General features: G+C 34.5%; 15 protein-coding genes and 3 pseudogenes. 5 read left to right on the top strand and 13 right to left on the bottom strand.

Features of this window, described 5'->3' with window-relative positions; translation table 11 throughout:
- Window positions 1-10 precede the first annotated feature (10 nt).
- Window positions 11-1,092: pseudogene (locus ACZZZT_RS00565) on the bottom strand (diphosphomevalonate decarboxylase).
- 141 nt (window positions 1,093-1,233) lie between these two features.
- Here ACZZZT_RS00565 and ACZZZT_RS00560 point away from each other — a divergent pair.
- Window positions 1,234-1,710 (top strand): TspO/MBR family protein, encoded by a 477-nt coding sequence (locus tag ACZZZT_RS00560; protein ID WP_463459091.1) that lies wholly within the window; start codon window positions 1,234-1,236, stop codon window positions 1,708-1,710.
- A gap of 3 nt (window positions 1,711-1,713) precedes the next feature.
- On the opposite strand, the gene ACZZZT_RS00555 is transcribed toward ACZZZT_RS00560, so the two are convergent.
- The 11 genes and pseudogenes from ACZZZT_RS00555 to ACZZZT_RS00505 form a co-directional block, all read right to left on the bottom strand.
- A complete protein-coding gene (locus ACZZZT_RS00555; protein WP_463459090.1) occupies window positions 1,714-2,460 on the bottom strand; it encodes a hypothetical protein in 747 nt (248 codons plus the stop codon).
- Window positions 2,461-2,554: 94 nt separating this feature from the next.
- Complete coding sequence (locus ACZZZT_RS00550) at window positions 2,555-3,202, bottom strand: HAD family hydrolase (protein WP_463459089.1); 648 nt, start codon at window positions 3,200-3,202, stop codon at window positions 2,555-2,557.
- Window positions 3,203-3,208: 6 nt separating this feature from the next.
- The gene (locus tag ACZZZT_RS00545; protein WP_463459088.1) at window positions 3,209-4,417 is read right to left on the bottom strand and encodes a BaiN/RdsA family NAD(P)/FAD-dependent oxidoreductase; all 1,209 of its coding nucleotides are present in this window, start codon (window positions 4,415-4,417) and stop codon (window positions 3,209-3,211) included.
- A 124-nt stretch (window positions 4,418-4,541) separates the two neighbouring features.
- Entirely contained in the window at window positions 4,542-5,219 is a 678-nt protein-coding gene (locus ACZZZT_RS00540) for a glycerophosphodiester phosphodiesterase (RefSeq protein ID WP_463459087.1), read from the bottom strand.
- 227 nt (window positions 5,220-5,446) lie between these two features.
- Window positions 5,447-7,036, bottom strand: a complete 1,590-nt coding sequence (locus tag ACZZZT_RS00535) for an alpha-amylase family glycosyl hydrolase (RefSeq protein ID WP_463459086.1) — start codon at window positions 7,034-7,036, stop codon at window positions 5,447-5,449.
- Window positions 7,037-7,284: 248 nt separating this feature from the next.
- Window positions 7,285-9,147: a glycoside hydrolase family 13 protein gene (locus ACZZZT_RS00530; protein ID WP_463459085.1), complete on the bottom strand. Its 1,863-nt coding sequence runs from the start codon at window positions 9,145-9,147 to the stop codon at window positions 7,285-7,287.
- A gap of 178 nt (window positions 9,148-9,325) precedes the next feature.
- Window positions 9,326-11,440: a glycoside hydrolase family 97 protein gene (locus tag ACZZZT_RS00525; protein ID WP_463459084.1), complete on the bottom strand. Its 2,115-nt coding sequence runs from the start codon at window positions 11,438-11,440 to the stop codon at window positions 9,326-9,328.
- A 23-nt stretch (window positions 11,441-11,463) separates the two neighbouring features.
- A complete protein-coding gene (locus tag ACZZZT_RS00520; protein ID WP_463459083.1) occupies window positions 11,464-13,767 on the bottom strand; it encodes a glycoside hydrolase family 65 protein in 2,304 nt (767 codons plus the stop codon).
- 244 nt (window positions 13,768-14,011) lie between these two features.
- Window positions 14,012-14,664, bottom strand: a pseudogene (gene pgmB, locus ACZZZT_RS00515) (beta-phosphoglucomutase).
- A gap of 21 nt (window positions 14,665-14,685) precedes the next feature.
- A pseudogene (locus tag ACZZZT_RS00510) lies at window positions 14,686-16,037 on the bottom strand (MFS transporter).
- 179 nt (window positions 16,038-16,216) lie between these two features.
- On the bottom strand, window positions 16,217-17,248 hold the full coding sequence (locus ACZZZT_RS00505) for a LacI family DNA-binding transcriptional regulator (RefSeq protein WP_073394810.1): 1,032 nt from the start codon (window positions 17,246-17,248) through the stop codon (window positions 16,217-16,219).
- Between the two features lie 234 nt (window positions 17,249-17,482).
- Here ACZZZT_RS00505 and ACZZZT_RS00500 point away from each other — a divergent pair, with 234 nt between their 5' ends.
- From ACZZZT_RS00500 to ACZZZT_RS00485, 4 genes are all read left to right on the top strand, one after another.
- Window positions 17,483-20,458: a SusC/RagA family TonB-linked outer membrane protein gene (locus ACZZZT_RS00500; RefSeq protein ID WP_463459082.1), complete on the top strand. Its 2,976-nt coding sequence runs from the start codon at window positions 17,483-17,485 to the stop codon at window positions 20,456-20,458.
- Between the two features lie 218 nt (window positions 20,459-20,676).
- Window positions 20,677-22,119 (top strand): RagB/SusD family nutrient uptake outer membrane protein, encoded by a 1,443-nt coding sequence (locus ACZZZT_RS00495; protein ID WP_463459081.1) that lies wholly within the window; start codon window positions 20,677-20,679, stop codon window positions 22,117-22,119.
- Window positions 22,120-22,136: 17 nt separating this feature from the next.
- Window positions 22,137-22,958 carry a SusE domain-containing protein gene (locus ACZZZT_RS00490; RefSeq protein ID WP_073394814.1) on the top strand — a complete coding sequence of 274 codons (822 nt, stop codon included), beginning with the start codon at window positions 22,137-22,139 and terminating at the stop codon, window positions 22,956-22,958.
- Between the two features lie 76 nt (window positions 22,959-23,034).
- A complete protein-coding gene (locus tag ACZZZT_RS00485) occupies window positions 23,035-25,911 on the top strand; it encodes an alpha-amylase family glycosyl hydrolase (protein WP_463459080.1) in 2,877 nt (958 codons plus the stop codon).
- Window positions 25,912-25,988: 77 nt separating this feature from the next.
- On the opposite strand, the gene ACZZZT_RS00480 is transcribed toward ACZZZT_RS00485, so the two are convergent.
- Complete coding sequence (locus ACZZZT_RS00480; protein ID WP_042563404.1) at window positions 25,989-26,213, bottom strand: DUF6814 family protein; 225 nt, start codon at window positions 26,211-26,213, stop codon at window positions 25,989-25,991.
- Window positions 26,214-26,226 lie beyond the last annotated feature (13 nt).

Here is a 26,226-nt window from a genome sequence, read left to right as displayed (position 1 = left end):
GATACAAAAATTATTGCTTCATTGCACCGCTTCCAATTTCGTCGCAAATGTACTGACCATTCTGACAAAATACAACTAATTCGTCCTGAATAAATTGAAGTACTTTTTCGCTAACGTTTTCGGGATATAAAACGTGAACATTTGCTCCTGCATCAAGTGTAAAACAAACCGGAATTTGGGTTTCATTTCTAAATTTCCAAATCGCATTTATGATTTGCAAAGTATTTGGTTTCATCAAAATAAAATACGGCATAGATGTCATCATCATGGCATGTAAAGTCAAGGCTTCGCTTTCAACAACTTTTATGAATTCGTCTAGATTTCCACTTTCAAAAATGACAATTAAACGATCCAGATTTTCATGTGCCTGAGCAAAACGTCTTTCTGCGTAGGGGTGATTGTGCATTAAATCATGTCCGACAGTGCTCGAAACTTGTTTTTCGCCTTTATCTACCAACAAAATAGTATCCTGATAATTCTTGAAGTTGTCATGAATTGCATACGGAAATTCAACTCCATATAAATCAGTACTTCCTTGAATGTTGGCCTGATTTCCCCAAACCACAACATTTCCTTTTACGCTTCGGCAGGCACTTCCAGAACCTAAACGGGCTAAAAATGATGCTTTTTGGTAAAAATATTCCTCTGTCATTTCAGGATTTAATTCTTTCTCCAGACTCATAAAATTCATAGCCAACGCGGCCATTCCAGATGCCGAAGAAGCAATTCCCGAACTGTGTGGAAATGTATTTTGAGTATCAATAGTAAAATGATAGTCTTTCAAAAAAGGCAAATAAACTTCTATTCGCTCTAAAAACTTCTGAATTTTTGGTTTAAAATCTTCTTTTGGTTTTCCTTCAAAAAGTAAATCAAAAGAAAATGTATTTTGGTTTTCTCTCTTTTCAAAACCCAATTTCGTAATCGTTTTACAATTATTCAAAGTAAAACTTACTGAAGGATTTGCCGGAATTTGATTGTCTTTTTTCCCCAATATTTCACTAATGCAATATTGCTGGGAGCGCTCCATTCAAAATTTCCGTTTTCGATTGTCGAAGTATATTTTTTAGGAATAAAATCAGTTGCTGTAAACATGAATTATAAAATTTTGGCAAAGATAGTTTTTATACTATTTCACCATATAAGTTATATAAGAAAATGTAAGTGGGGTTCAAACTAAAATGAACTATATGGTTTCAATATCTTTTAACTATTTTTGATGAAAAATAAATTAGAATGAACAAAACAGTCAAAATCGCTATAGCCCTAATCGTTTGTTTACTGGTAGGATATTCTGCAAGTGTGGTTACAAGACCAAGTGTTGAAAGTTGGTATCCAACCTTAATAAAACCAATTTTTAATCCGCCAAATTGGATTTTCATGCCAATGTGGACATTACTTTATATTTTAATGGCGGTTGCTGCGGGACTTGTTTGGGACAAAATAAAAGAACAAAACGAAGCTGTAAAAAAAGCTTTAGCTTTCTTTTTAATTCAATTGACTTTGAATGCTATTTGGTCTTATTTATTCTTCGGCCTTAAAAATCCGATGTTGGCTTTAATTGAAATTGCGCTTTTATGGCTGATGATTTATGAAACTTATTTGAAGTTTATCAAAATAAATAAAACTGCGGGTTATTTATTGATTCCGTATTTGGCTTGGGTTGCTTTTGCAGCAATTTTGAATGCCAGTATTTGGTGGTTGAATAGATAAGATTTAGTTTTTAGATTCTGTTTTTAATTTCTTAAACATTTCATTTTTAGCATACAAAAAATCCATTGTAGTTAGGATATTGTTGTTTTCTATAAGTTTCGCTGATCTTGGGTCGGCGTCACAGAACTCAATAAATAAATCAACTTCTTCGGGTTTTAATTTTAGATCTTTGGTAAAATAATCACGAGGAATTGATGCTGCTATAAGTTTTTTGAAAACAGTTTCTTCAGTTTTCTTTTTGACTTCTTCTTTATCTTTTTTAAATAAATTAATAAGTCCGGTTCCCATTCTGGTAAAGTCCATTCCATTTGCAATAGTTCCGTCGTAAACACCAGTATATTTTTGCAACGATTTATTGTCTTTAGCAAATTTTATATCGTCAATATCTTGTTGTGAAGTACTTATTTTATCAAATTTTATATTTGTTACTACAACTTCATTTAATTCCTCCGCTTTTATATTCATATTGACGGTAATATTGTTTTGTTCAATATTTTCCTGTGATATTTTCAATCGTGTAAAAAAGTAATCTTTAGCGAAAAACAATAAACTATCTTTTGCCTGAACAACAATCGAAAATTCTCCCATTTTATTTGTTCTGGTACTTGTTTTGGCTGTTTTATTTATAACTTCTACTTTATCAAGTGGATAATTGTTGGAAAAGACTCTTCCGTGTAGTAATTTTTCTGTTTGAGAAATGGAAAATTGGTAAGTCAAAAAAGAAATTATAGTAAGTAACTTTACTTTCATCTAATGGTTTTTAGTTGAAGTAAAATTATTAGAATCGTCTTAAGGAAAACTTAGCAAACCTGTAAATTCTTGTTAATTCGGTTTGTATATGTATTTATAATATCTGAATTAATTCCGATGGTTTATTTATTACCACTTTCGCACCGTTGCCAATTAATTCCTCTTCTGTTCGATAACCCCAGGAAACTCCAACAGCAAACATATTTGCATTTATTGCGGTCTGCATATCAATATCTGAATCTCCAACAAAAAGAATTTCTTCGGGTTTTAAATTCCAGGTTTTGCTTATTTCTAAAGCTTCAAACGGATTCGGTTTTTTAAGCTCTTCAGTACTTAAACCAACGGCAGCGTCAAAATAATTAGGAAATATTTCTGCGGCTATTTTTTTGGTAAGTTCGTCTGCCTTGTTTGAAAAGACCGCTAATTTAATATTTCTTGAAACCAAATTATCCAGTAACGTTACAATGCCTTCGTATGGTTTTGTTTTTATAGTACAAACTTCGCGATATTCGTTGATCATACAATCAAAACAAATTTCAATTTGTTCATCAGAATTGTTTGATGCAGGCAATGCTTTGCTTACCAAATTTCGCAAACCGCTTCCTATGAAATATTGATAAGTATCATAAGTATGAGTGGGATAATTTAAACCTGTAAGTACAGTATTCATAGCATCTGAAATGTCTTCTAATGAATTAACTAAGGTTCCGTCTAAATCAAAAATAATTCCTTTAAATCTCATTCTATATTATATGTTATTAGCCAAAATAAACCCGCTTGTCCAGGCATTTTGGAAATTAAAACCTCCCGTAATGGCATCTATATTTACAATTTCTCCGGCAAAATATAGATTCTGATGTAATTTGCTTTCCATGGTTTTAAAGTTGATTTCTTTTAAATCGATTCCGCCTGCGGTAACAAATTCTTCTTTAAAAGTACTTTTTCCGTTTACCTGAAATTTTGCTTTTGTCAATTGAGAAGCTAAATTCTGTAATTGAATTTTAGATAAATCGGCCCATTTTGTTTCGTTTTCAATTCCGGAAGCTAAAACCAAACTTTCCCACAAACGATTTGGGAAATCGAAAGGTGATTTTTTAGAAACTGCTTTTTTCGCATGTTCCTGTTTTAAGTCTTTTAGGATTTTTTCGCCATCTTCGGTATCAACATCATTTAACCAATTGACGAAAATCGTAAACTGATAGTTTTTATCGAATAAAATACGCGCTCCCCAAGCCGAAAGTTTTAGAATTGCCGGACCGCTCATTCCCCAATGCGTAATTAATAATGGTCCGGTCGATTCGAGTTTGGTGTCTTTTACGTTAACGGTAACTTGTGCCGCAACACCGGGTAATTCTTTTATGCGAGGATCTTTAATATTGAAAGTAAATAGGGAAGGAACGGGGCTAATAATCGCATGTCCTTTTTCCTGAAGCATTTCCCAAATTTTAGGATTACTTCCGGTTGCAAGAACTAATTTTTCGGTAATAAATTTATCGCTTTGAGTATCAATTTTCCAATGATTTTCGGCTTTGTAAATAGATTGTACGCTTTGTCCCGTTAAGACTTTTATGCCGAGTTTTCCTGTTGCTTCTAAGAAACAATCAATTATAGTTTGAGATGAATTTGAAACCGGAAACATTCTTCCGTCATCTTCTATTTTTAATTCAACACCATGTTTTTCAAACCATTCAATTGTGTCACCAGAACAAAATTGATGAAACGGGCCACGAAGTTCTTTTTCGCCTCTGGGATAAAATTTAACCAATTCATTAGGTTCAAAACAAGCGTGTGTAACGTTGCAGCGTCCACCGCCGGAAACGCGGACTTTAGAAAGTACTTCTTTTCCTCTTTCTAAAATGGCAATTTTTAGTTTTGGATTTTTCTCTGCAATATTAATCGCCGTGAAAAAACCTGCAGCGCCTCCGCCAACAATAATTATGTCGAAATTTTGAATCATATTATTTGGTTTGCCACGATTTTTTTGCCAGGAATTACACGAATTAGCACAAATTTTTAAGGCGTGGACTTGTTAAATTATTTTTGTCAAAGTTTTAAACTTTGACAAAAATTACAATGATTTTTTATAGTTTATCCGGAAAATCACTAATAATTCCGTCTACATTATAGCTTTTTATTTTTTGAATATCTTCATCAGAATCTACTGTCCAGGGCAAAACCAGGAATCCTTTCTTTTGTATTTCCTTGGTATTTTCCTGATTCAATAATTGATAATCCGGATGAATGGCACGCGCTTTTATTTTTTCGGCGAAAGCCAAAGCTGTATCCATATTTTCTTCTGTTAAAACTCCAATTGCAATATTTGGATTTAAATTGTGAACTTCCCGCAACATATTCCAGTCAAAACTTGAAATAATAAAATGCTCATAATTCCAGTTTTTATCCGAAATATATTCTTCAATTAAAGCAACAACTTTATGAGGAGTTCCTATGCCTTTCAATTCAATATTGATGAGGCATTTTTTGTCCACTAAATCAAAAACTTCGTTTAACGTTGGAATTTCAAGTTGATCCGCAATCAAAAACGATTTTAATTCGCTTAAAGATAAAGTATTTACAAAACCTTTTCCATTGGTTGTTCTGTCGATGGTTTCGTCGTGAATTACGATTATATGTCCGTCGGAACTTAAATGAACATCGAGTTCTATTCCATCAGCATTTAAGTCTAATGCCTTTTGAAAAGCCTGTAAAGTATTCTCGGGTTCGTATCCTTTGGCGCCGCGATGTGCTATTTTCAGCATTTTCTTTGTGAGTAAGTTTATAACCGCAAAGGTCGCAAAGATTTACGCAAAGTACGCAAGGATTTATATAAAAAAAGTTCGCCAAAGATTTCACAGATTACAATGATTTTTTTTCACGCAGATTTTAAAAAGATTTAAGCAGATTCACGCAGATAATTTTTAAAATTTAAATCGGCTTAGATCTGCAAAATCTGCGTGACAAACTTTGCGATTTTGTTTCATTGCTTTTAAGTAAGTTCTAACAAAACAAGACCGTATTCAGAATCGATGATTGCTTTTCCATTTTGAACTTCTGTTTCTTGTCCTGAAAAAGCGTCTTTTAATTTGGTTCCATCTTCAAAAACAGAATTAACCGGAAGTTCTTTTCTACCAGTTCCTAAATCTAAACCAATTACAACGTTGTCTTTATAATTAACTTTAGTAAAATTTCTTGAAAAAATATACGGTTTATCTGAAATCATATTGTGTATTCCTGCTCCAACCGCAGGATGATTTCTGCGGAATTGTCCTAGTTTTTGCCAATGCCAAAGTATCCTCTGCGTTTCTTCATTTGACTCAACATCTTCCCAATTCATGAAAGATCGTAAAGTGGCGTCACCTTCCGTACCTTCAATTACAAGAGAACGACCTGTTTCATCACCATAATAAACCTGAGAAATTCCGGGAGAAAGTAGAAGTTTTGTTCCCGCTTCAAAAGTTCTGTTTCGATTTCCATCAAATGGAGTGGGATCGTCGTGGGATGATACGTAATTCAGAACGCTAAAACCTTTTAATTCATTTTGAAGTTTGGCTGAATATTTCGAAAATATAACTTCATAATCATTTTGGGCATCGAGTTTAAATTCAAAATTAATCATGCAATTAAAACCATTTTCGAAATAGTTTACTTTTCTGTCTCCAAAATCATAATCCAGTCCGCCGCTTATTTCATAACCATAAACTTCAGCAATCGTATAAAACGGATTCTGATCTAAAACTTCAAGCGGATGATGTTTTTTCCAGGTTTCAAATGCGTAATCACATTCTTTTCTAAAATCAACCCAAACATCTTCATCTGTATGTTTTACAGTATCAGCTCTGTAACCGTCAATTCCGAATTCCAGAATATAATCGGTTAACCACTTTATGATGTAATATTTTGGAGTTCTTGGGTAATTTGTTCTTTTGAAGAATTCATTTAACGAGGTAATTTCTTTTTCATAACGACCTTCATTTTTCCATTTTTCGATTAAAAAAGAAGGCAATTCAACTTCCTGATTGCTTTCGGTTCTAACATCGGGAAGATTATCGACCAAAGTACACATCGTTGTGTTTTCGAATGATTTATAATCGCAGACAATTCCGGTTCTAACCCAGTCTTCCGGCCACATCGGGTCTTCTGCGGTTACAGGTCCGGTGTGATTAATAACGCCGTCAAGCATAATTCTAATGCCTTTTTCGTGTGCTTTTTTAACCAGATTGGCTAAATCTTCTTTTGTTCCGAAATTAGGGTCTAAAGCCGTCCAGTCTCTCGCCCAATAACCGTGAAAACCATAACTCAGCCCGGTTCCTTCGTCAACGCCGTCGTGAATTTGTTCTACAATCGGCGTAAGCCAAATGGCATTTATTCCCAATTTATCAAAATAACCTTCGTCGATTTTTTTTATAATTCCGATGATATCTCCGCCTTCAAAACCACGTAATTTTCCCGGAGTTTTGATTCTGTTGAAGTTTAAATCGTTCGATGGATTTCCATTGTAAAAACGATCGGTAAGTAAAAAATAAACATTTGCTCCTTCCCAAACGAAAGGCGGTTTAGAAGTATTTTCGTTATTCATTAAAATTAATTTTGAGCGAGAATATTAAAGATAAAGAAAGGAAATCATATAAATGAAAAAACCGCCATGAATTCACGAATTTATAAAAGAATAATTCGTGAATTCGTGGCGGAAATATATTGTGTTAGATTTTACCGTTGTTAGACCTGACAGGTTTTTAAAACCTGTCAGGTCTCTTTGAACATAAAAAAAGACGCACTGCTGTGCGTCTCTACGATATGCGTTGTGTGAAAAAAATCTTTGATGTTTTATTCCAATTCTAAAACTAAAGCCGATTTTGGTTCTAAAGTAATTTCAGAACTTAAATCGAATGCTTTTCCGGTCAAAATATCTTTCCCTGATTTAAAATTTTTGATGTTTTCTTTGAAACGATTGGTTTTAATAGTTTGGGCTGTAGCATTATTATTAAAAACCACCATCACCGTTTTAGTATCTGTATATCTAAAATAAACGTAATTATTATTTTCAGGAATATAATGTGTCATTTTTCCGAAGTGAACGGCTTCGTTTGATTTTCTCCAATTGAATAATTTCGATGTAAAATCAAAATATTTTGCTTGTTCAGGAGTTCTTCCAGCTGCGGTTAGCGCATTGTTTTTATCACCTGCCCATCCTCCTGGAAAATCCTGACGAATGTCTGCATCTCCTTTGCTTTTGTCACCGCCCATTCCAATTTCTGAACCATAATACAATTGTGGAATTCCGCGAACTGTAGCCAATAAAGTCATTGCTAGCTTGTATTTAGGAAAATCATATTTAAACTTATCATTCATACGATCTGTATCGTGATTTTCGGCAAAAACTAAAATGTTGTTGGTATTTGGATACAGATAATCCATTGCAAAATTATTGTAGAATTTAATCATTCCGTTATCCCAGGTTCCTTCACTTTCACTAAATGCAGAAACCACTTGACTTTGAAGCGTAAAATCCATTACACTTGGCAAATTCGAATTGTAGTTTTCGATGGCACCAATTTTACTGTCTTTTTGCCAATAAGCCAAATTCGCCTGATTGTGCATCCAGATTTCGCCCACAATATTAAAATTCGGATATTCAGTTGTAATTGCTTTTGCCCAATTTGCCATTGCAGTTGCATCAGAATAGTTATAAGTATCTACTCTAAATCCGTCAAGATTGGCGAATTCTATCCACCAAATTGCGTTTTGAGTCAAGTATTTTGCTACCAAAGGATTTCTTAAATTCAAATCAGGCATTGAAGGTACAAACCAACCGTCAACACAAACTTCCTGATCTATTTTTGATGCATGAATATCTGTAATAACTTCACGACGGTGATGTGTTTGAGTATAATTTTCAAATTGATTAATCCATGATTTTGTTGGTAAATCCTGAATCATCCAATGCGTAATTCCCCAGTGATTCGTTACATAATCCATAACCAGTTTCATGTTCTTTTTGTGCATTTCTGCAGATAAACGAGCGTAATCGTCGTTAGTTCCGTAACGCGGATCAATTTTGTAAACATCAGATTGTCCGTAAGTGTGGTATGAATGCTGCTTATCATTGTCTTCGCATAAAGGCGTGCTCCAGATTGTAGTTGCGCCAAGAGACGAAATATAATCTAAGTTTTTGATAATTCCTTCAATATCTCCGCCGTGACGTCCGCTTGGATCCTGGCGATTTCCCTTTTCTGTTAAAGATGGGTCGCTGTCGTTTTTCGGATTTCCGTTAGCAAAACGATCGGGCATGATTAAGTAAATCATATCCGATGCATCGTAACTTTTTCTGTCAGCCGAATTTGCTCTTCTTTCTTTAAGCGAATATTTCTGCGTAAATGCAACTTTATTTTTGGTTTTGAAAGAGAAAACCAATTCAGAAGCTTTTAGGTTTTGCGTATCAATTGTTACGAAAAGGTAATTTGGATTTTCCGTTTTTTCTACATTTTTGATCACGACATTATTTGAAACCGAAGCTTCATATTGAGCAATGTTTTTTCCGTAAAACATAATCTGCAATTCCGGATTTTTCATTCCGACGTACCAAAATGGCGGTTCTACTTTCTGGATTTGCGCTTTCGCGGAAGCGGAAAATAACAGCAGCATTAGGATTAATTTATAGAAATGGTGGTTTATTTTTAGGTTGTTCATAGTTTGTATTTTTAGTTCGATTTCCTGCAAGGTTTTCAAAACCTTGTAGGTATATTGAATAATGCTTAAGTAGACCTGCAAGGTTTTGTCCCGAAGCTTCGGGATTGCAGGACAACTAAATATATCAGATTAAAAAAAGACAAGCAATCTCGGGGAAAATTGCCTGTCTTTTAGAAAATTATTTGGTTTCGATAATACTGATCGCATAACCTCCGCCCGGAGCAGATAACTGCGATAATTTTGATTTGTTTGTTACAGCAATTTTCTTGATAGTATAAGCTTGCGGATTTGTTTTGTAATGCGCATCTTTTGCATCAGCATAAATTGTAGCAGTATATTTTTTACCTTTTTCAAGGAAACTGAAATCGATGTTTGATGTACGTGGAGTTTCTCCGTTTACATTACCAACAAACCAATTGTTTGTTCCTTTTGCTTTACGCGCAACAGTGATAAAATCGCCTGGTTCAGCTTCAATATATTTACTTTCAGACCAGTCTACAGCCACATCTTTAATGAATTGGAATGCATCTGGAAAACGGTTGTAATTTTCCGGAGTATCAGCTGCCATTTGCAACGGACTGTACATGGTAACATATAATGCCAATTGATTTGCAATTGTACTGTTTACATGAGATGTGTTTTCAGGATTCATTTTGCTGATATCCATTTCGAAAATTCCCGGAGTGTAATCCATTGGCCCACCAATTAAACGTGTAAATGGTAAAACCGTAACGTGATTTGGTTTAGAACCTCCAAAAGCTTGGTATTCTGTTCCTCTTGCTGCTTCGTTTCCAATTAAGTTCGGGTACGTTCTTGCAATTCCTGTTGGGCGAACGGCTTCGTGAGCATTCACCATAATTTTGTAATCTGCCGCTTTTTCGATAGCATATTGATAGTGGTTTACAATCCATTGATCGTAATGGTTTTCACCGCGAGGCAAAATATCTCCCACATAACCGCTTTTTACGGCATCATATCCGTTGTCTTTCATGAATTGATATGCTTTGTCCATATGACGTTCGTAGTTACGAACAGAACCTGAAGTTTCGTGGTGCATAATGATTTTTACACCTTTTGATTTTGCATATTCATGCAAACCTTTCACATCAAAATCAGGATAAGGCGTTACGAAATCAAAAACATAATCTTTTGAATGTCCAAACCAGTCTTCCCAGCCTTCGTTCCATCCTTCAACCAAAACAGCGTCGAAGCCATTTGCAGCAGCAAAATCAATATATTTTTTTACGTTAGTATTTGTTGCTCCGTGCGTTCCGCTTGGTTTTGCTTTTGAGAAATCAGAAACTCCCAATTGAACTGTTGGAAAATCGTTTGTGTATGACCAAGAGCTTTTTCCTGTAATCATTTCCCACCAAACACCGATGTATTTTACGGGTTTAATCCACGAAGTATTTTCAATTTTTGATGGATCGTTTAAGTTGTAAGTCATTTTTGAAGCTAAGATTTCTCTAGCATCATCGCTAACCATAATCGTTCTCCAAGGCGAGTGACTTGGTGCCTGCATATATCCTTTGTCTCCTTTTGCATCTGGCGTTAGCCAAGAAGTGAAAGTCATGTTTTTATCATCCAAATTCAGGTGCATACAAGAATAATTGATCAAAGCCGCTTCGTGTAAGTTGATATAGATTCCGTCATTAGTTTTTAACATCAAAGAAGTCTGAACTCCTGTTGGAGAAAAGTTTTTTTGAGAAACGTTTGCTGTATATGCTTTTTCAGATAATCCTCTAATTTCAGATAATTTCGATTTTGTATAATCGTATTCCTGAGTGTCGTAATCTCCCGGAATCCAGAAAGCGGTGTGATCTCCAGTCATAGCAAATTGAGATCTTTCTTCTTTAATAATAAAATAAGTCAGATTTTTTTGTGCTGGAAATTCATATCTAAATCCTAAACCGTCATCAAATAAACGGAAACGAATTACGATTTGCCTTTCTGTTCCTTTTTGGTTTAAAGTAACAGCCAATTCATTATAATGATTTCTAATATTATCAACTTCTCCCCAAACTGGTTTCCAGGTTTCATCAAAGGTTGAAGTTTTTGTATCAACAACTGTAAAGTCATTCAATAAAGATTTTTTATCATCTTTAAGTTCAAGACCTAATTTACTGGTTTTTACAACTTCTTTATTTTTATATTTTAAATTATAAGTTGGAGTTCCGTCGTTTTGCAGCGAAAATTCCATTACGAACTTTCCTTCGGGTGATTTTAATTGCTGTGCATTTGCGATCGAGCTAAATGCAAACAAGATTAAACTTGCGAAAAATAAGTTTTTCATGTTTTTTAAGTTTTAAGGGTAATTTAATTTATTTGTACAAATTTACTTGCAATTACAGGATTTCCGTTAACTACAATTGTTAAATCTTGATCGCCGTCTACAGTAAATGTTGTTTCGTCATGATTCACAGCTACTTTTAAAATTTGGTTTCTGAAATTAATTTTAAAAGAGTAACCTTTCCATTCTTTTGGAATTTTTGGCGAAAAATGAAGCTGGTCATTTTTAACACGCATTCCGCCAAAACCTTCTACAATGCTCATCCATGTTCCGGCCATTGATGTGATGTGACAACCTTCTTCAACTTCTTTGTTATAATCATCAAGATCAAGACGAGAAGTTCTTAAATAGAACGTATAAGCCATATCCATTTTGTCTAAATGCGCAGCCTGAATCGAGTGTACGCAAGGTGAAAGCGAACTTTCATGAACCGTAAATGACTCGTAGAATTCGAAATTGCGTTTTAATTCTTCTTTAGAAAAATGATCCTCAAAGAAATAAAAACATTGCAAAACGTCGGCTTGTTTGATGTAAGGCGAACGTAAAACGCGATCCCAAGACCATTTTTGGTTGATTGGTCTTTGTGAGCGATCCAGATCTTTTACAGGAACTAAATCTTTGTCAAGGAAACCGTCTTGCTGCAAATAAATTCCTAACTCTTTCGAAGTTGGGAAATACATATTATCTGCTACTTTTTTCCATTCCTGAATTTCATCTCCGGAAAGATTTACTTTCTCTAAAATGCGTTTGTGATCTGCAGGATATTCTACAGCGACTTTCGTAATTTGTTCTGCCGCATAATCAATACACCATTTTGCAATATAATTGGTGTAGAAATTATTGTTGATGTTGTTTTCGTATTCATTTGGACCTGTAACGCCAAGAATTACGTATTGACTTTTTTCTTTAGAGAAAGAAGCTCTTTGGTGCCAAAAACGCGCAATTCCGATTAAAACTTCCAGACCTTTTTCAGGAATATAAGAGTAATCTCCGGTGAAACGGTGGTAATTATAAATTGCAAAAGCAATCGCTCCGTTTCTGTGAATTTCTTCGTGTGTGATTTCCCATTCGTTATGACATTCTTCACCATTCATGGTTACCATTGGATACAAAGCCGCTCCGTTTTTGAAACCTAAATTATCTTTGGCATTTTCAATCGCTTTATCCAATTGATTAAATCTGTAAGTCAATAAATTTCTCGCAACTTGCTGATCTTTAGTTGCCATATAAAACGGAATACAATATGCTTCGGTATCCCAATAGGTTGATCCGCCGTATTTTTCTCCTGTAAAACCTTTTGGTCCAATATTCAAACGAGAATCTTTTCCTAAGTAAGTTTGGTTTAATTGAAAGATATTAAAACGAATTCCCTGTTGTGCTTTTACATCGCCATCAATTGTAATGTCTGACATCTCCCAGATTTTTGCCCAGGCATCAATTTGATTTTGAAGTAAAGCATCGTATCCTAAATTAAGGGCAGCTTTTATTGTTTTTTCGGCTGCAGCCAAAGTATTTTCGTGGTTTAAAGAAACGGTATATCCCCCAATTTTTTGAATGGCTGAGGTTTGTCCTTTTGCGATAATTGTTCCGTAAGTAAACTGAACTTTATCTGAAGTTGAATCGATTGTAGAAGGTGAAATATTTACATTTTCTCCGTTTGCAAGAATCGTATTGTGCATGAAAGTCGTAACTTTAAAATGCGTTTTGAATGTCTGAGCGGTTACAAAAGCTTCACTATTTGATTTTTTTACTTCAAGCGGTTCCCAGAATTTTTCTTCCCAATTGGCGTCTTCATTGGTAACTCCGGCATCAATATAAGGTTTGTAAACAATTTTGGCGTCTTTGTTTAAAGGCGTAATTTCAAATTTGATAATTCCGGCTTCATCCAAATCCAAAGAAAGAAAACGACGAACGTTTATGGCAATTTCGGTTCCGTTTTTTAATGTTGCTTCAAAAGAACGATTGTACCATCCTTCTTTCATATTCAATTCTCTGCGGAAATTTCTAACCTCGGTGCAATTGTTTAAATCAAGATTTTCTTCGTTGATTTGAACATCGATACCAATCCAGTTTGGCGCGTTTAATACTTTCGCAAAATATTTTGGATATCCGTTTTTCCACCAACCCACTTTGGTTTTATCCGGATAATAAATTCCGGCAATATAACTTCCCTGAAAAGTTTCTCCAGAGTATGTTTCTTCAAAATTAGCGCGTTGTCCCATTGCACCGTTCCCGATACTAAAAAGACTTTCAGACGATTTGACTCTTTCTACATCAAATCCTTCTTCTATGATAGACCAATTGTCTGGTTTTATATAATCTTGATTCATTATTTCTTAATTAGATAATGTGGCAATTAATTAGGGTAATTAGAAAATGTGTCAATTAGAAAATGAGATAATTACTTGTCTTTGGCTACTTCTAATTTAATTCTATCCTTAATTGCTTGTTGTTGTACTATTTTACTTTTTAATTAGATGATTTTATTTTTAAAATATCAGTTGATGATTTCTATTTGATAATTAAATAATTCAGATTTATGTAAATTATCTAATTATCAAATTGGCACATTTTCTAATTAATTAGTTTCTCGATAAACTGTGAATCGATTTCGGTGAAATCTTTAAAAATATAATCAGCTTCATGTAAAATTGTTTCCTCACCAATTCCTACACTTATCATTTCTGCTATGTTTGCTGCCTGGATTCCGGCAACTGAATCTTCAAATACAATTGAATCTTTTGGGTCAATGTTTAATAATTGAGCCGCTTTTAAGAAAACTTCCGGATCCGGTTTTGCATTGGTAACATCGTTTCCGTCAACAATAACATCGAAATACGAAAGAATTCCTGTTTTCTCCAGAATTGGTCGGGCATTTTTACTCGCAGAACCCAACGCAATTCCCTGATTTTTTCTTTTAATAGCTGAAGAATTTTAAAAACTCCGGGAAGAATCTCGCTTTCGTCCATGTCAACTAAATAAGATAAGTAATCTTCGTTTTTTTGAATCAGCCATTTCTCTTTGTCTTCCTGAGAAGCCTGAACGTTTCCTAATTCAAGAATTATATCCAACGAACGAACACGGCTCACGCCTTTTAAAAGTTCGTTGTTTTCATGTGTAAAATTTATATTTAACGACTGAGCGATTTTCTGCCATGCCAAAAAGTGGTATTTAGCAGTATCGACAATTACGCCATCAAGGTCGAATATGAATGCTTTTTTGTTCATTATATGAAAAATTCTTCTTTATTATTTTTGAATAGTATCGTCTACGTCTTTTACTTTGTAAACTAAAAGAGCAGCAATTAAAAAACTAACTCCACTTGTAATTAAGGCATAAATTGCATCGCCATTGTAAAGATATTTTACAATTGGACCGCCAATTAATGCGTTTACAATTTGAGGAATTACAACAAAGAAGTTGAAGATTCCCATGTAAACCCCCATTTTTTTAGGAGCAATCGATCCTGCAAGGATTGCGTAAGGCATTGCCAGAATACTAGCCCAGGCAACTCCAATTAAAATCATGGGTAATACAACCCAGTCTTCATTTGGCATGAAGTAAATGGAAATTAATCCGATTCCTCCAATGATTAATGAAAGTGCGTGAGTTGATTTTCGTCCGATTTTTTTGCGATGTATGGCAGGAAAAACAGTGCGATAATAGCAGAAACTAAATTGTAAACTCCAAACAAAATTCCGACCCAGTCTCCGGCATCCTGATATTGCTGACTTGAAGTGTCGCTTAAAGGCAATCCGTAAATATGATGTGCAATGGCGGGAGTTGTAAAAACCCACATACCAAATAATCCAAACCAGGAGAAGAACTGAACCCAACTAAGCTGACGCATTGTTGTTGGCATTTTTGCAAAGTCTGTAAAAATGTCGGTAAGTTTTGATTTTTCTTCAGAAGGTATATCTACTTCACTTTGTGGATCTTGAAAATTAGCTAATTCTTCAGGAGTGTATTCTTTTGTTGTAAAAAGTGTTACCAAAATAGAACCAATTAAAACGGCTGCACCAATGATAAATGATAATTTCAGGTTTAATGGAATACTTCCGGGAACGGCATTGTTTGAAATGTCAAAATAGTTGGTTAAAACATAAGGCAAAGCCGAACCAATTACGGCTCCAAAACCAATTAATGAAGTTTGAATACTGAAACCTGCTGTACGCTGATCTGTTCTTAAATTATCTCCAACCAGAGCACGAAACGGCTCCATAGCAATATTGAAAGAAGCATCCATGATCATCAACATTCCGGCCCCAACCCATAAAGCGGGTAAAACAGAAATGAAAATATTAGCCTGAGGCATTAAAATTAATCCAACCGAAGCCAGGATTGCGCCAACCAGAAAAAATGGTTTTCGTCTTCCGAATTTGCTCCAGGTTTTATCACTGTAATGACCAATAACGGGCTGCACTATTAATCCCATAAGGGGAGCAATAATCCAGAACCATGAAAGTTCATGTACGTCGGCACCAAAAATTTGAAGAATTCTGCTGGCATTTGCATTCTGAAGTGCAAATCCCATTTGTATTCCCAAGAAACCGAAACTCATGTTCCAAATTTCCCAGAAACTTAATTTACGCTTTTCCATTATCGTAATTAAAAAATTAATTAGACGATAAGCGCTTTGCTTATCAAAACTTACTGTTTTTTTCGAAGTAAAAGTAAAAGCCTTGACGGGCGTAAAAGTATAAATTATTTTTAGATATATGCTAACAAAAAAGCCATAAAAATTAATTATGGCTTTGGAATGTGTTGATTTTAAGAAATTTAGTCAGTAGATTCTCTTTTTATAAGATGTGTTTCTATCACTTCGGTAGTGTAATTTTCGTTTTCTTCTTCGTCATCATTGTGTTCTGCTTCGAGCCTTTCGATCAGCATTTTAGCTGCTTTATTTCCCATTTTTTCACCACTTTGGCTTACGGTTGTAATACTTGGCGTTGAATATTTTGAGATGATTCCGTCTGTAAATGCAATTACAGCTAAATCTTCCGGAACTTTTAATCCCATTTTTGATGCAGTTTTGATAATTGTTACTGCAAAAAGCTCATTTACTGCAAAAACAGCATCAAATGCTCTTGCATGCAAAAGTTCAGAAATGGTTATTTCGCAGGTATCTACGTCTTCAATTTTAATGATTAAATCTTCGTTGAATGGTAACCCGTTGTCTAATAAGGCTTTTTCGTAACCATCGGTTCTTAATTTTCCAACACTTACATAATCGACGGTTGTAACAAGAGCGATCTTTTTTCTTCCGTTATCAATTAAACTCTGAACGGCTTCGTAGGCTGCCGCTTTATCATCAATAATAACCTTATCGCATAAAATGTCATTAGTAACGCGATCGAACATTACAACCGGCATTCCTTGATTGATGACTTCTGTAATGTGGTGAAAATCACCTTTGTATTGTGTTTCTTTAGAAAGGGACATGATAAAACCATCGATACTTCCGTTGGCCAACATCTCCATATTTAAGACTTCTTTATCGAAAGAATCATCAGATAAACAGATGACAACACTGTAGCCATTTTCGTTGGCAACCTGCTCAATTCCGTTGATGACCGTAGAGAAAAAATAGTGTACAATTTCGGGAATAATGATACCAATACTTTTGGTTTTTCGGTTTTTTAAACTAAGGGCAATATTGTTTGGTTTATAGTTATAAAACTTTGCAAAAGCCTGCACTTTTAAGCGTGTTTCTTCGCCTATTTCAAGACTGTTTCGTAATGATTTTGAGACAGTTGAAATAGAGACGTCGAGTTCCTTTGCAATCTGTTTTAATGTGATTTTGCGTTTCATCGTATTATTGAAAAAAATCTAATTATTAATAAAGGTATCTTTTATTTTCTGATTTATCATTTTTTGACTGAAAAGATTACAAAATATAGAAAGTTTTCAACACTACCACGTTTTCGTAACTCAATAAAAATTGCTTCTGGTTGTTCATGTTAATAAATTCCTAATTTTGAAATTCGAAGTAAAATTAAAAACTTAACTAACAATCACAAACTCAAACTAATTTAAACAAAAAGTATGAAAACAATTTACAAAAAGTTGTTATTTTTATTCCTCTTGTTGCCATTTACTGTACTAGCTCAAAGTACTTTAAGCGGAACTGTTGTAGATAAAACTACAGGCCAGCCAATACCGGGAGTAAATGTAAATGTACAAGGTGCTCCAAGCGGTGCATCAACTGGATTTGATGGTAATTACCAACTATCAAATGTTAAAAGTGGAAACAAAATTGTGGTATCTTTTATTGGATACAAAACGCAAACGATTGATTTCACCGGACAAAAAACACTAAATGTTTCTTTAGAAGAAGATACCAACCAACTTAAGGAAGTTGTTGTACAAGTAGGTTATGGTACTGTTAAGAAAAAAGACGCAACAGGATCTGTATCTCAAATTTCTGCTAAAGAATTTAATAAAGGAATTAACGTAACTCCGGAGAGTTTAATTAGCGGTCGTATTTCGGGTGTTAATGTAACTGGTGGAGGAGCGCCTGGAGCAAAAGCGGATATCAGAATTCGTGGAGGGTCTTCATTAAATGCTTCAAACGAGCCTTTAATTGTATTAGACGGTCTTCCGTTAAGTAATACTAAACCAGAAGGTTCTACAAGTATTTTATCTACAATTGATCCTAATGATATTGAGTCTTTTACAGTTCTTAAAGATGCTTCTGCTGCTGCAATCTATGGGTCAAGAGCTGCAAATGGTGTAATTGTTATTACAACTAAAAAAGGAACAAAAGGTGGTGTAAAAGTTAACTTTAGTTCTCAGGTTGGTATCAATACTGTTGCGAATACTGTTGATGTAATGAATGCAGACCAATTTCGTGAATTGGTAAATACAAAAGGTTCTCCTGCTCAACAAGCTTTATTAGGTACTGCAAATACAAACTGGCAAGATGAAATTTTTCATACTGCTTTAACAACTAACAATAATATCTCTGTAAGCGGTTCTTTGTTTAACAAATTGCCTGTACGTTTATCTGTTGGTAATGTTGATAATCCTGGAATCCTAAGAAACACTTCTTTTGAAAGAACTACGACATCGTTATCGTTAAATCCGGTTTTATTTGATAATCATTTAAAAATTGATATTAGCGGAAATTTATCTTTCGGTAAAAACCAATTTCAGGATGAAGGTGCTGTAATTGGAAGTGCTATCGGATTTGATCCTACGCAGTCTGTTTACGAAACTGGTTCTCGTTACGGAGGATATTATGAATGGCTTGAACCTAGTGGAAATTTACCATTATTGCCAGCAAGAAATCCTGTGGCAAGATTAAACCAGGATAACAGAAGAGCTACTTCGACAAGAAAATGGGGTAATGTTAGATTAGACTATAAACTTCATTTCTTTGAAGATTTAAGAGCTGTTGTAGAAGCAGGTATTGATAGATTTGACAGTAGCGGATATACCGAAGTAAGTACGCAAAGTGCTTTAGGATATCAGCCAAAGCCTTTTACTGAGGCAGGTTATGTAAACTTAGGAAACTATTCTAGTTATACAGATGCACTTCAAAATAAAAACTTAAATGCTTATTTTAATTATACTAAAGATTTAGGAAAAATTAAAATTGATGCAACGGCTGGTTATAACTACCAATTGTTTCAAAGAGAGAAATATCAATCAGGAGAAACCAGACAGCCAAATCCTAATGAAGATGTTACTACTGAGCCAGATGTTAATTTACAATCGTTTTTTGGACGTTTGAATTTAGGGTATGACAGTAGATATTTATTGACTTTAAATTATAGAAGAGACGGAACTTCTCGTTTTTCTGAAGATAACAGATGGGGTAATTTTGGTGGAGCTGCTTTTGCATGGAATTTATCTGAAGAAGCTTTCTTAAAAGATAACGCTACTTTTTCGACTTTAAAATTAAGAGTTGGTTACGGTACTACGGGTCAACAGGATATCTCTGCTCAATATGATTATTTACGTAGAGTAACAATAGGAACAATCAATTCTCAATATGTTTTTGGTAATACTGTTTATTCAACAGCGAGACCAGAAGGTTATAATCCTGATATTAAATGGGAAGAATTAGCTGAGACTAACGTTGGTATTGATTATGGATTTTTCAGCGACAGAATTACAGGAACAATCAATTACTTTGATAAAAAATCGACAGATTTATTAGCAGATATTGCGGTTCCTGATGGTGCAAATATTAGAAATCAAGGTTTCTTTAATATTGGTAGTGTAAGAACAAAAGGGGTTGAGTTTAGTATTGCTTCTGATATTGTTAAAAATGATAATTTGACTTGGAATGTAGCTTTCAATACGACTTACATTGATCAGGAAATATCAGAACTAGGAACTACAGTTCCAGGTTTTCAGGGATATTTAACCGGAGATAATATTGCTGGTGGAAATGGAAATAAAATCCAGATTAACTCAGTAGGATATGCGCCAAATTCATTTTTTGTATACGAACAATTATATGATGCAAACAAAAGACCAATTGCAGGAGCTTATGTAGATAGAAATGCAGATGGAAAAATTGATGCAGGTGACCGTTACAGAGCTGGTAAAACTGCTCCGGATTACACTTTTGGTTTGTTCTCTACTTTAAACTACAAAAAGTTTGATTTTACAATGAACTGGAGAGCAAGTGTTGGAAATAAGATTTTTGACAACGTAAGTTCTAATTTAGGATATTCTGATGCAGGTTTAAGAAGACAAACAGATTTGTCAAACGTGAGTTCAGATTATTTTAATACTGGTTTTACTTATGAAGATAACGGAACACAACGTTACTTGTCTGATTATTTTGTAAAAGATGCTTCTTTTATCAAATTAGATAACGTTACACTTGGATACACTTTTGATAAAACAATTATCAAAGCTGCTTCTTTAAGATTTACAGCTGGTGTTCAAAATGTTTTCATTCTTACGAAATATGATGGATTAGATCCTGAGAAATTCAATGGAATTGATAATAATGTTTACCCAAGAGCAAGAACTTTCTTGTTTGGAGTTAATGCCAATTTCTAATAGTAGACTGAAATCAAAAATTTAAAAATAAACAAAATGAAAATATCATTTAAATATATATCTTATTTTTTCCTATTCATTTTAGGAATAAGTATGACGCTTACTTCGTGTACGGACGATTTAAACGTGACCCCAAAAGACGATGATGAATTTTTATCAGAAACCTTTTTCAGGATCCGGCATCGTACAAACAAGTATTAGCAAAATTATACGCAGGTTTGTATGTTGGAGGTAATGATGGAGATGGAGATGCTACGATACCTGGAAGAAACCCTGATATTTCAGGACTTGGAGGAGATTTTAGCAGTTACTTAAGATTGCTTTTTGTAACTCAGGAATTTTCTACAGATGAAGCTATTATTGCTTGGGCAGATGGTACTTTACCAACAATAAATGCTCAAACATGGGCTCCTGCTAATGAATTTTTAGAAGGAACATTTTCAAGAGCATTTTACCACATTAGTGTTGCCAATGAGTTTTTAAGACAAACTACTGATGAGAAATTAACAGCAAGAGGTGTTGACGCAAGTTTAAAAGCTGAAATCGCTACTTTTAGAGCTGAAGCTCGTTTTTTAAGAGCGTTTTCTTATTATAACTTAATGGACTTGTTCGGAAATGTGCCAATCACGACAGAAAATGATCCTGTTGGATTCTTCTATCCGGTACAAAAATCAAGAGCAGAAGTTTTCGCTTTTGTTGAGTCAGAATTAAAAGATTTAGACAATAGTTTAGCTGCTTCAAAAACAAACGAATATGGTAGAGTTGATAAAACGGCTGCTAAATTTTTATTGGCACAAATTTATTTAAACTCTAAAGTATATACAGGAGTAGACAGAAATAACGAAGCAGCTACAATGTGTACTGAAGTTATTAATTCAGGATATACTTTTGCAAATGTTCCTTACCGTTATTTGTTCTCTGCAGATAATAATAGAAATGGTGCTCAAAGCGAATTTATTTTTCCAATTGTTGGAGATGGTAACGCTATTAGAGCTACTGGTGGAGGAATGAGTTTTATTATGCACGCTTCTATTGGAGGTAGCATGAATGCTGCGTCCAGAGGTATGGATGGTGGATGGCAGGGAATCAGAACTCGTAGAGAGTTTGTAGACCTTTTTCCAGATGAAACTGCAACAGCAGATAATAGAGGAACATTTTATACAGATGGTCAATCAAAAAACATTAATAATGTAGGGACTTTTACAGACGGTTATGCTGTTACAAAATACATTAATATAAATTCAGATGGTTCTGCAGCACAAAGAAATGATATTCCGGATATCGATTTCCCAATGTTTAGATTAACTGATGCTTATTTGATGTATGCAGAAGCAACTCTTAGAGGAGCTACTACTGGAAACATAAATACTGCTTTAGGTTATATCAACCAAATTAGAACCAGAGCAAATGCTCAGGCAGTTACACTTCCTCAATTAACTCTTGATTTTATTTTAGATGAAAGAGGAAGAGAATTATTTTGGGAATGTAAAAGAAGAACTGATTTAATTCGTTTTGGAAAATTTACAGGAGCATCAAAAATCTGGCAATGGAAAGGTGGTTCTATCAATGGTAATGCAACAGAGTCGTACAGAGACTTAATGCCAATTCCTGCAAGAAACATTCAGGCAAACCCAACATTAGAGCAAAACACTGGATACTAATTTTATAAAACATTAAAATGAAAAATATATATAAAATTTTAATTGCATTTATTGGTGTATTAGCGGTCTCGTGTAATGCTGATGATGTAGAAAACAGACCTGTTATTGGGGTAGGAACTGCTCCGGTATTGTTAACACCACAATCTGATTTTAGTATTGTGCTTTCAAAGGAAACAGAGAAAGAAATTGCTACAACTGTTACGTGGAACAAAGCAACTTATGCAGGAAGTACTGTAGTAGTAAACTATACGATTCAAATTGCAAAAGCAGGAACTAATTTTAAGAGCCCAGTGACGGTAACTAATACTACTGCAGTTTCGCAGGAACTAACTGTAGAAGAATTAAATTCTGCTTTAGTTAATGGAGGTTTTATCGAGAAAGAAGTAAACGATGTTGATCTTCGTATTAAAGCTGTGATAGGTGCAGATGGACTTCCGCAATATTCTAACTCAGTTACTTTTAAAGCGACTCCTTATCATGCGCCACTGGCTAGTTCGCACTGGTTAGTAGGAGGTGCTACTCCTGGTGGATGGTCATGGGATGGAGATGCTGAAACTGAATTTCCGCTAGTTGCCGGACAATCAAAGATCTATGAGGTTAGTCTTGTTCTTAAAAATGGAGAAGCATTTAGAGAATTTTTATCTAATGACTTTACAAGTGGAGGCAACTGGGGCTCAGATAATAGTCACAACTTTGAATATTACGCTAACGCAGGTTATACTATTGATTCAGAATTAGAAAATGCTAATGACGGAGATAAAAACTTCAAATATACCGGAGCAACCGGACTTAGAGTTTTTAAAATTGACAACGTTGCAAAAACAATAACATTAGATTAATTTTTAATGTACATACTGAAAAGGCTATCTCTATGATAGCCTTTTTTTATAATACTAACTAAACCAAAACCACATTATGAAAAAAATTATACTAGTATGTTTATATCTGCTTTTTGTCACTGCCAATGCTCAGCAAATAACAGTGTCTCCTGCTATATTTCAGGTAAATGAACCGATAACAATTACGGCTTCGTTTGCATCACCAACTTGTAATGAAATGGGTACCAATCCTTCAAAAGTATATATGCATTCAGGAATTGGAACAGAAGCTAATCCCTGGGCAACGGCAAAAGGAAATTGGGGAAATGATGACGGAATTGGCTTAATGAACGACAATGGAAATGGCACGTGGAGTATTACCATTACGCCAAGTATCTATTTTGGACTTACTGCAACACAACAAACTGATGCCACAAAAATGGGCATGGTTTTTAGAAACGCAAATGGCTCTCAGACATTAAAGCAAGCGCCATCTTGTTCAGATTTTTTTATTAAAGTTGGTTCTTTTCAGGCAACTTTAACTGCACCATCTGAAAATAGTACTACAATTATAACTTCAGGCGCAAATTTTAATATTACCGCAACCAACACAAACGGAGCAGCAAGCTATACGCTTAAAGCAAACGGAGCTACAATCGATACAAATGCGAGTACATCTTCTTATTCGTTTAATCATACCAATATATTGAGTAATCAAAGTTATGAGCTGAGTATTGTTCAGGGAGCGACAACAATAGTTAAAAAGTTTGCGGTTGTTGTAAATCCCAATACAATTTCTCAGACAATGCCAATTGGTTTAGTTGATGGAATTAATTACAATTCGGGTGATGCAACAAAAGTGACCTTGGTTCTGGATGCGCCTTTAAAAGATTTTGTTTACGTTGCCGGAAGTTTTAATAACTGGCAGCCTTCATCGGCGTATGCCATGAAAAAAGATCCTGCTTCAGGTAAATTTTGGTTAGAATTAACGGGATTAATTTCCGGTGAAAATAATACCTATCAGTATTGGGTGGTTGATGCGACACCGCTTGCCAATTCGCCTTCATTAGTAAAAACAGCAGATCCTTATTCAACTTTGGTTTTGTCGCCTTTTGATGATCCGTGGATTCCTGCAACTTCATATCCCAATATGCCAGTTTATCCTGCAGGACAAAATTTTGAAGTTTCTGTTTTAAAAACAGGGCAAACTCCATACAATTGGCAGGTTACGAATTTTACAAAACCCGAAAAAGAAAAATTAGTAGTGTATGAAGTTTTGGTTCGTGATTTTGATGCAGCCAGAAATTATCAGAGTTTAATTGATCGAATCGAATATTTTAAAAACCTAAAAATAAATGCAATCGAATTAATGCCGGTAATGGAATTTGAAGGCAATGAAAGCTGGGGTTATAATACTTCTTTCCATATGGCGTTGGATAAATTCTACGGGACTTCGGATAAATTAAAAGAACTCATTGATTTATATCATCAAAACGGAATTGCGGTTATTCTTGATGTTGCCTTAAATCATGCTTTTGGAAGAAACCCGATGGTAAGAATGTGGATGAACGATCCTGATGGAGATGGTTTTGGCTCGCCAACTGAAGAGAATCCTTATTTTAATACCGTTGCAAAACATGCTTATAATGTGGGTGAAGATTTTAATCATCAATCCTTAAAAACGCAGAATTATGTAAATCGCGTCATCAAACAATGGATTGAGGAATACAAAATCGACGGTTTCCGTTGGGATTTAACCAAAGGATTTACCCAAAATTGTACAGCTTCTGATGGTGGTTGTACAGATAGTTATCAGCAGGACAGGGTAGATATATTAAAGAAATATGCTGATTATTCATGGAGTCTTGATCCTACACATTATACTATTTTTGAACATTTAGGAAGTGATACAGAAGAGAAAGAATGGGCCAATTATAAAATTGATGAAACGCCAAGCAAAGGTGTTATGATGTGGGGAAAGATGACAGGACCTTATAATCAATTGTCTATGGGATATGCATCAGAAAGTGATATTTCGAGAATGGCGAGTACGGGTCACGGTTTTGTGGCAAACCGATTAATGGGTTATGCCGAAAGTCATGATGAAGAACGTCTGATGTATAAAAATGTACAATACGGAGCTTCAAGCGGAACATATAATGTTAAAGATCTAAATACAGCTTTATCAAGAATGTCCGCCATTGGAGCAGTTTCGCTATTAGTTCCCGGGCCAAAAATGATCTGGCATTTTGGAGAATTAGGCTGGGAAAACTCCATTTTTACCTGCAATGATAATTCTGTAAATAATGATTTCGATGCAATTTCCGGAGATTGTAAATTAGATACAAAACCACAACCGCAATGGGCAAATAATTGGTTAGGAAATTCAAATCGAAATAAAATTTACAACGATTGGGCAAAAATGATTACGCTTAAAACGACTGAGCCGGTATTTTTAGGAACACCAACATTGGCAAGCATAAATTCGTTATCTGTAAATATAAAAATCACCAATAGTAATTTAACTTCTACACAATTAAAAGATGTTTTAATCATTGCCAATTTTGATGTTACGGCTCAAAATGTTGCTACAGGTTTTCAATATACAGGAACATGGTATAATTTAATGGATAACACTGCTGTAGAAGTTACAGATGTAAACGCACCGTTAAATTTACCTCCCGGCGAATATAGAATTTATGGAAATAAAGAAGCCAGCCTGGCCATAGAAAATTTTGAAAAAGGAAATGTTGTGAGTTTATATCCAAATCCGGTTTCTAATTATTTTACCTTAAATATTGCTGCAGCAAAAGTTCAGGTTTACGCAATATCCGGGCAATTGGTAAAAAGTTTTGTGCCTAATGGAAATGTTGATTTTCAATTTGGCGTAAGCGATTTAAAAGCGGGACTGTATGTGGTAAAAGCTTTTGATCAGAATGGTAAAATTCAGGTAATGAAGTTTATTAAAAAATAAATTTCAGAAGAAAATTTTGGTTTTGTTAGTAATGCGAAAGGGTTGTCTGGAAACAGACAACCCTTTTATTTTTCTTTTTATTTCTTTTCGTTGTATTCGCCAATTACAGCAAAATAACCAAAAGTCCCCAGACCTAAAACAATTAAAGGTGTTAGGATAAATAAAATGATGATTCCAAAGACTAAATCGTCTTGTTTGTCTGATAATAGTTTGGGTAAGCCAAATTCAAAGACACAAAAATAAGCTGCAGCCACAGCTAAAATAACCCATAAAACACCTAAAATTTGTTTGATTGCATTCATATTATTATTATTT

It is taken from the genome of Flavobacterium sp. AC274, assembly GCF_979258275.1.
This window is presented reverse-complemented; position numbering and strand designations above follow the sequence as displayed.

Excerpts from the sequence above, each read along its gene's own strand:
- ACZZZT_RS00525 (WP_463459084.1), bottom strand. The coding sequence starts at position 11,440 with ATGAAAAACTTATTTTTCGCAAGTTTAATCTTGTTTGCATTTAGCTCG.
- ACZZZT_RS00560 (WP_463459091.1), top strand. The coding sequence starts at position 1,234 with ATGAACAAAACAGTCAAAATCGCTATAGCCCTAATCGTTTGTTTACTG.
- ACZZZT_RS00480 (WP_042563404.1), bottom strand. The coding sequence starts at position 26,213 with ATGAATGCAATCAAACAAATTTTAGGTGTTTTATGGGTTATTTTAGCT.
- ACZZZT_RS00550 (WP_463459089.1), bottom strand. The coding sequence starts at position 3,202 with ATGAGATTTAAAGGAATTATTTTTGATTTAGACGGAACCTTAGTTAAT.
- ACZZZT_RS00540 (WP_463459087.1), bottom strand. The coding sequence starts at position 5,219 with ATGCTGAAAATAGCACATCGCGGCGCCAAAGGATACGAACCCGAGAAT.
- ACZZZT_RS00505 (WP_073394810.1), bottom strand. The coding sequence starts at position 17,248 with ATGAAACGCAAAATCACATTAAAACAGATTGCAAAGGAACTCGACGTC.
- ACZZZT_RS00490 (WP_073394814.1), top strand. The coding sequence starts at position 22,137 with ATGAAAAATATATATAAAATTTTAATTGCATTTATTGGTGTATTAGCG.
- ACZZZT_RS00530 (WP_463459085.1), bottom strand. The coding sequence starts at position 9,147 with ATGAACAACCTAAAAATAAACCACCATTTCTATAAATTAATCCTAATG.
- ACZZZT_RS00545 (WP_463459088.1), bottom strand. The coding sequence starts at position 4,417 with ATGATTCAAAATTTCGACATAATTATTGTTGGCGGAGGCGCTGCAGGT.
- ACZZZT_RS00520 (WP_463459083.1), bottom strand. The coding sequence starts at position 13,767 with ATGAATCAAGATTATATAAAACCAGACAATTGGTCTATCATAGAAGAA.
- ACZZZT_RS00500 (WP_463459082.1), top strand. The coding sequence starts at position 17,483 with ATGAAAACAATTTACAAAAAGTTGTTATTTTTATTCCTCTTGTTGCCA.
- ACZZZT_RS00485 (WP_463459080.1), top strand. The coding sequence starts at position 23,035 with ATGAAAAAAATTATACTAGTATGTTTATATCTGCTTTTTGTCACTGCC.
- ACZZZT_RS00535 (WP_463459086.1), bottom strand. The coding sequence starts at position 7,036 with ATGAATAACGAAAATACTTCTAAACCGCCTTTCGTTTGGGAAGGAGCA.
- ACZZZT_RS00555 (WP_463459090.1), bottom strand. The coding sequence starts at position 2,460 with ATGAAAGTAAAGTTACTTACTATAATTTCTTTTTTGACTTACCAATTT.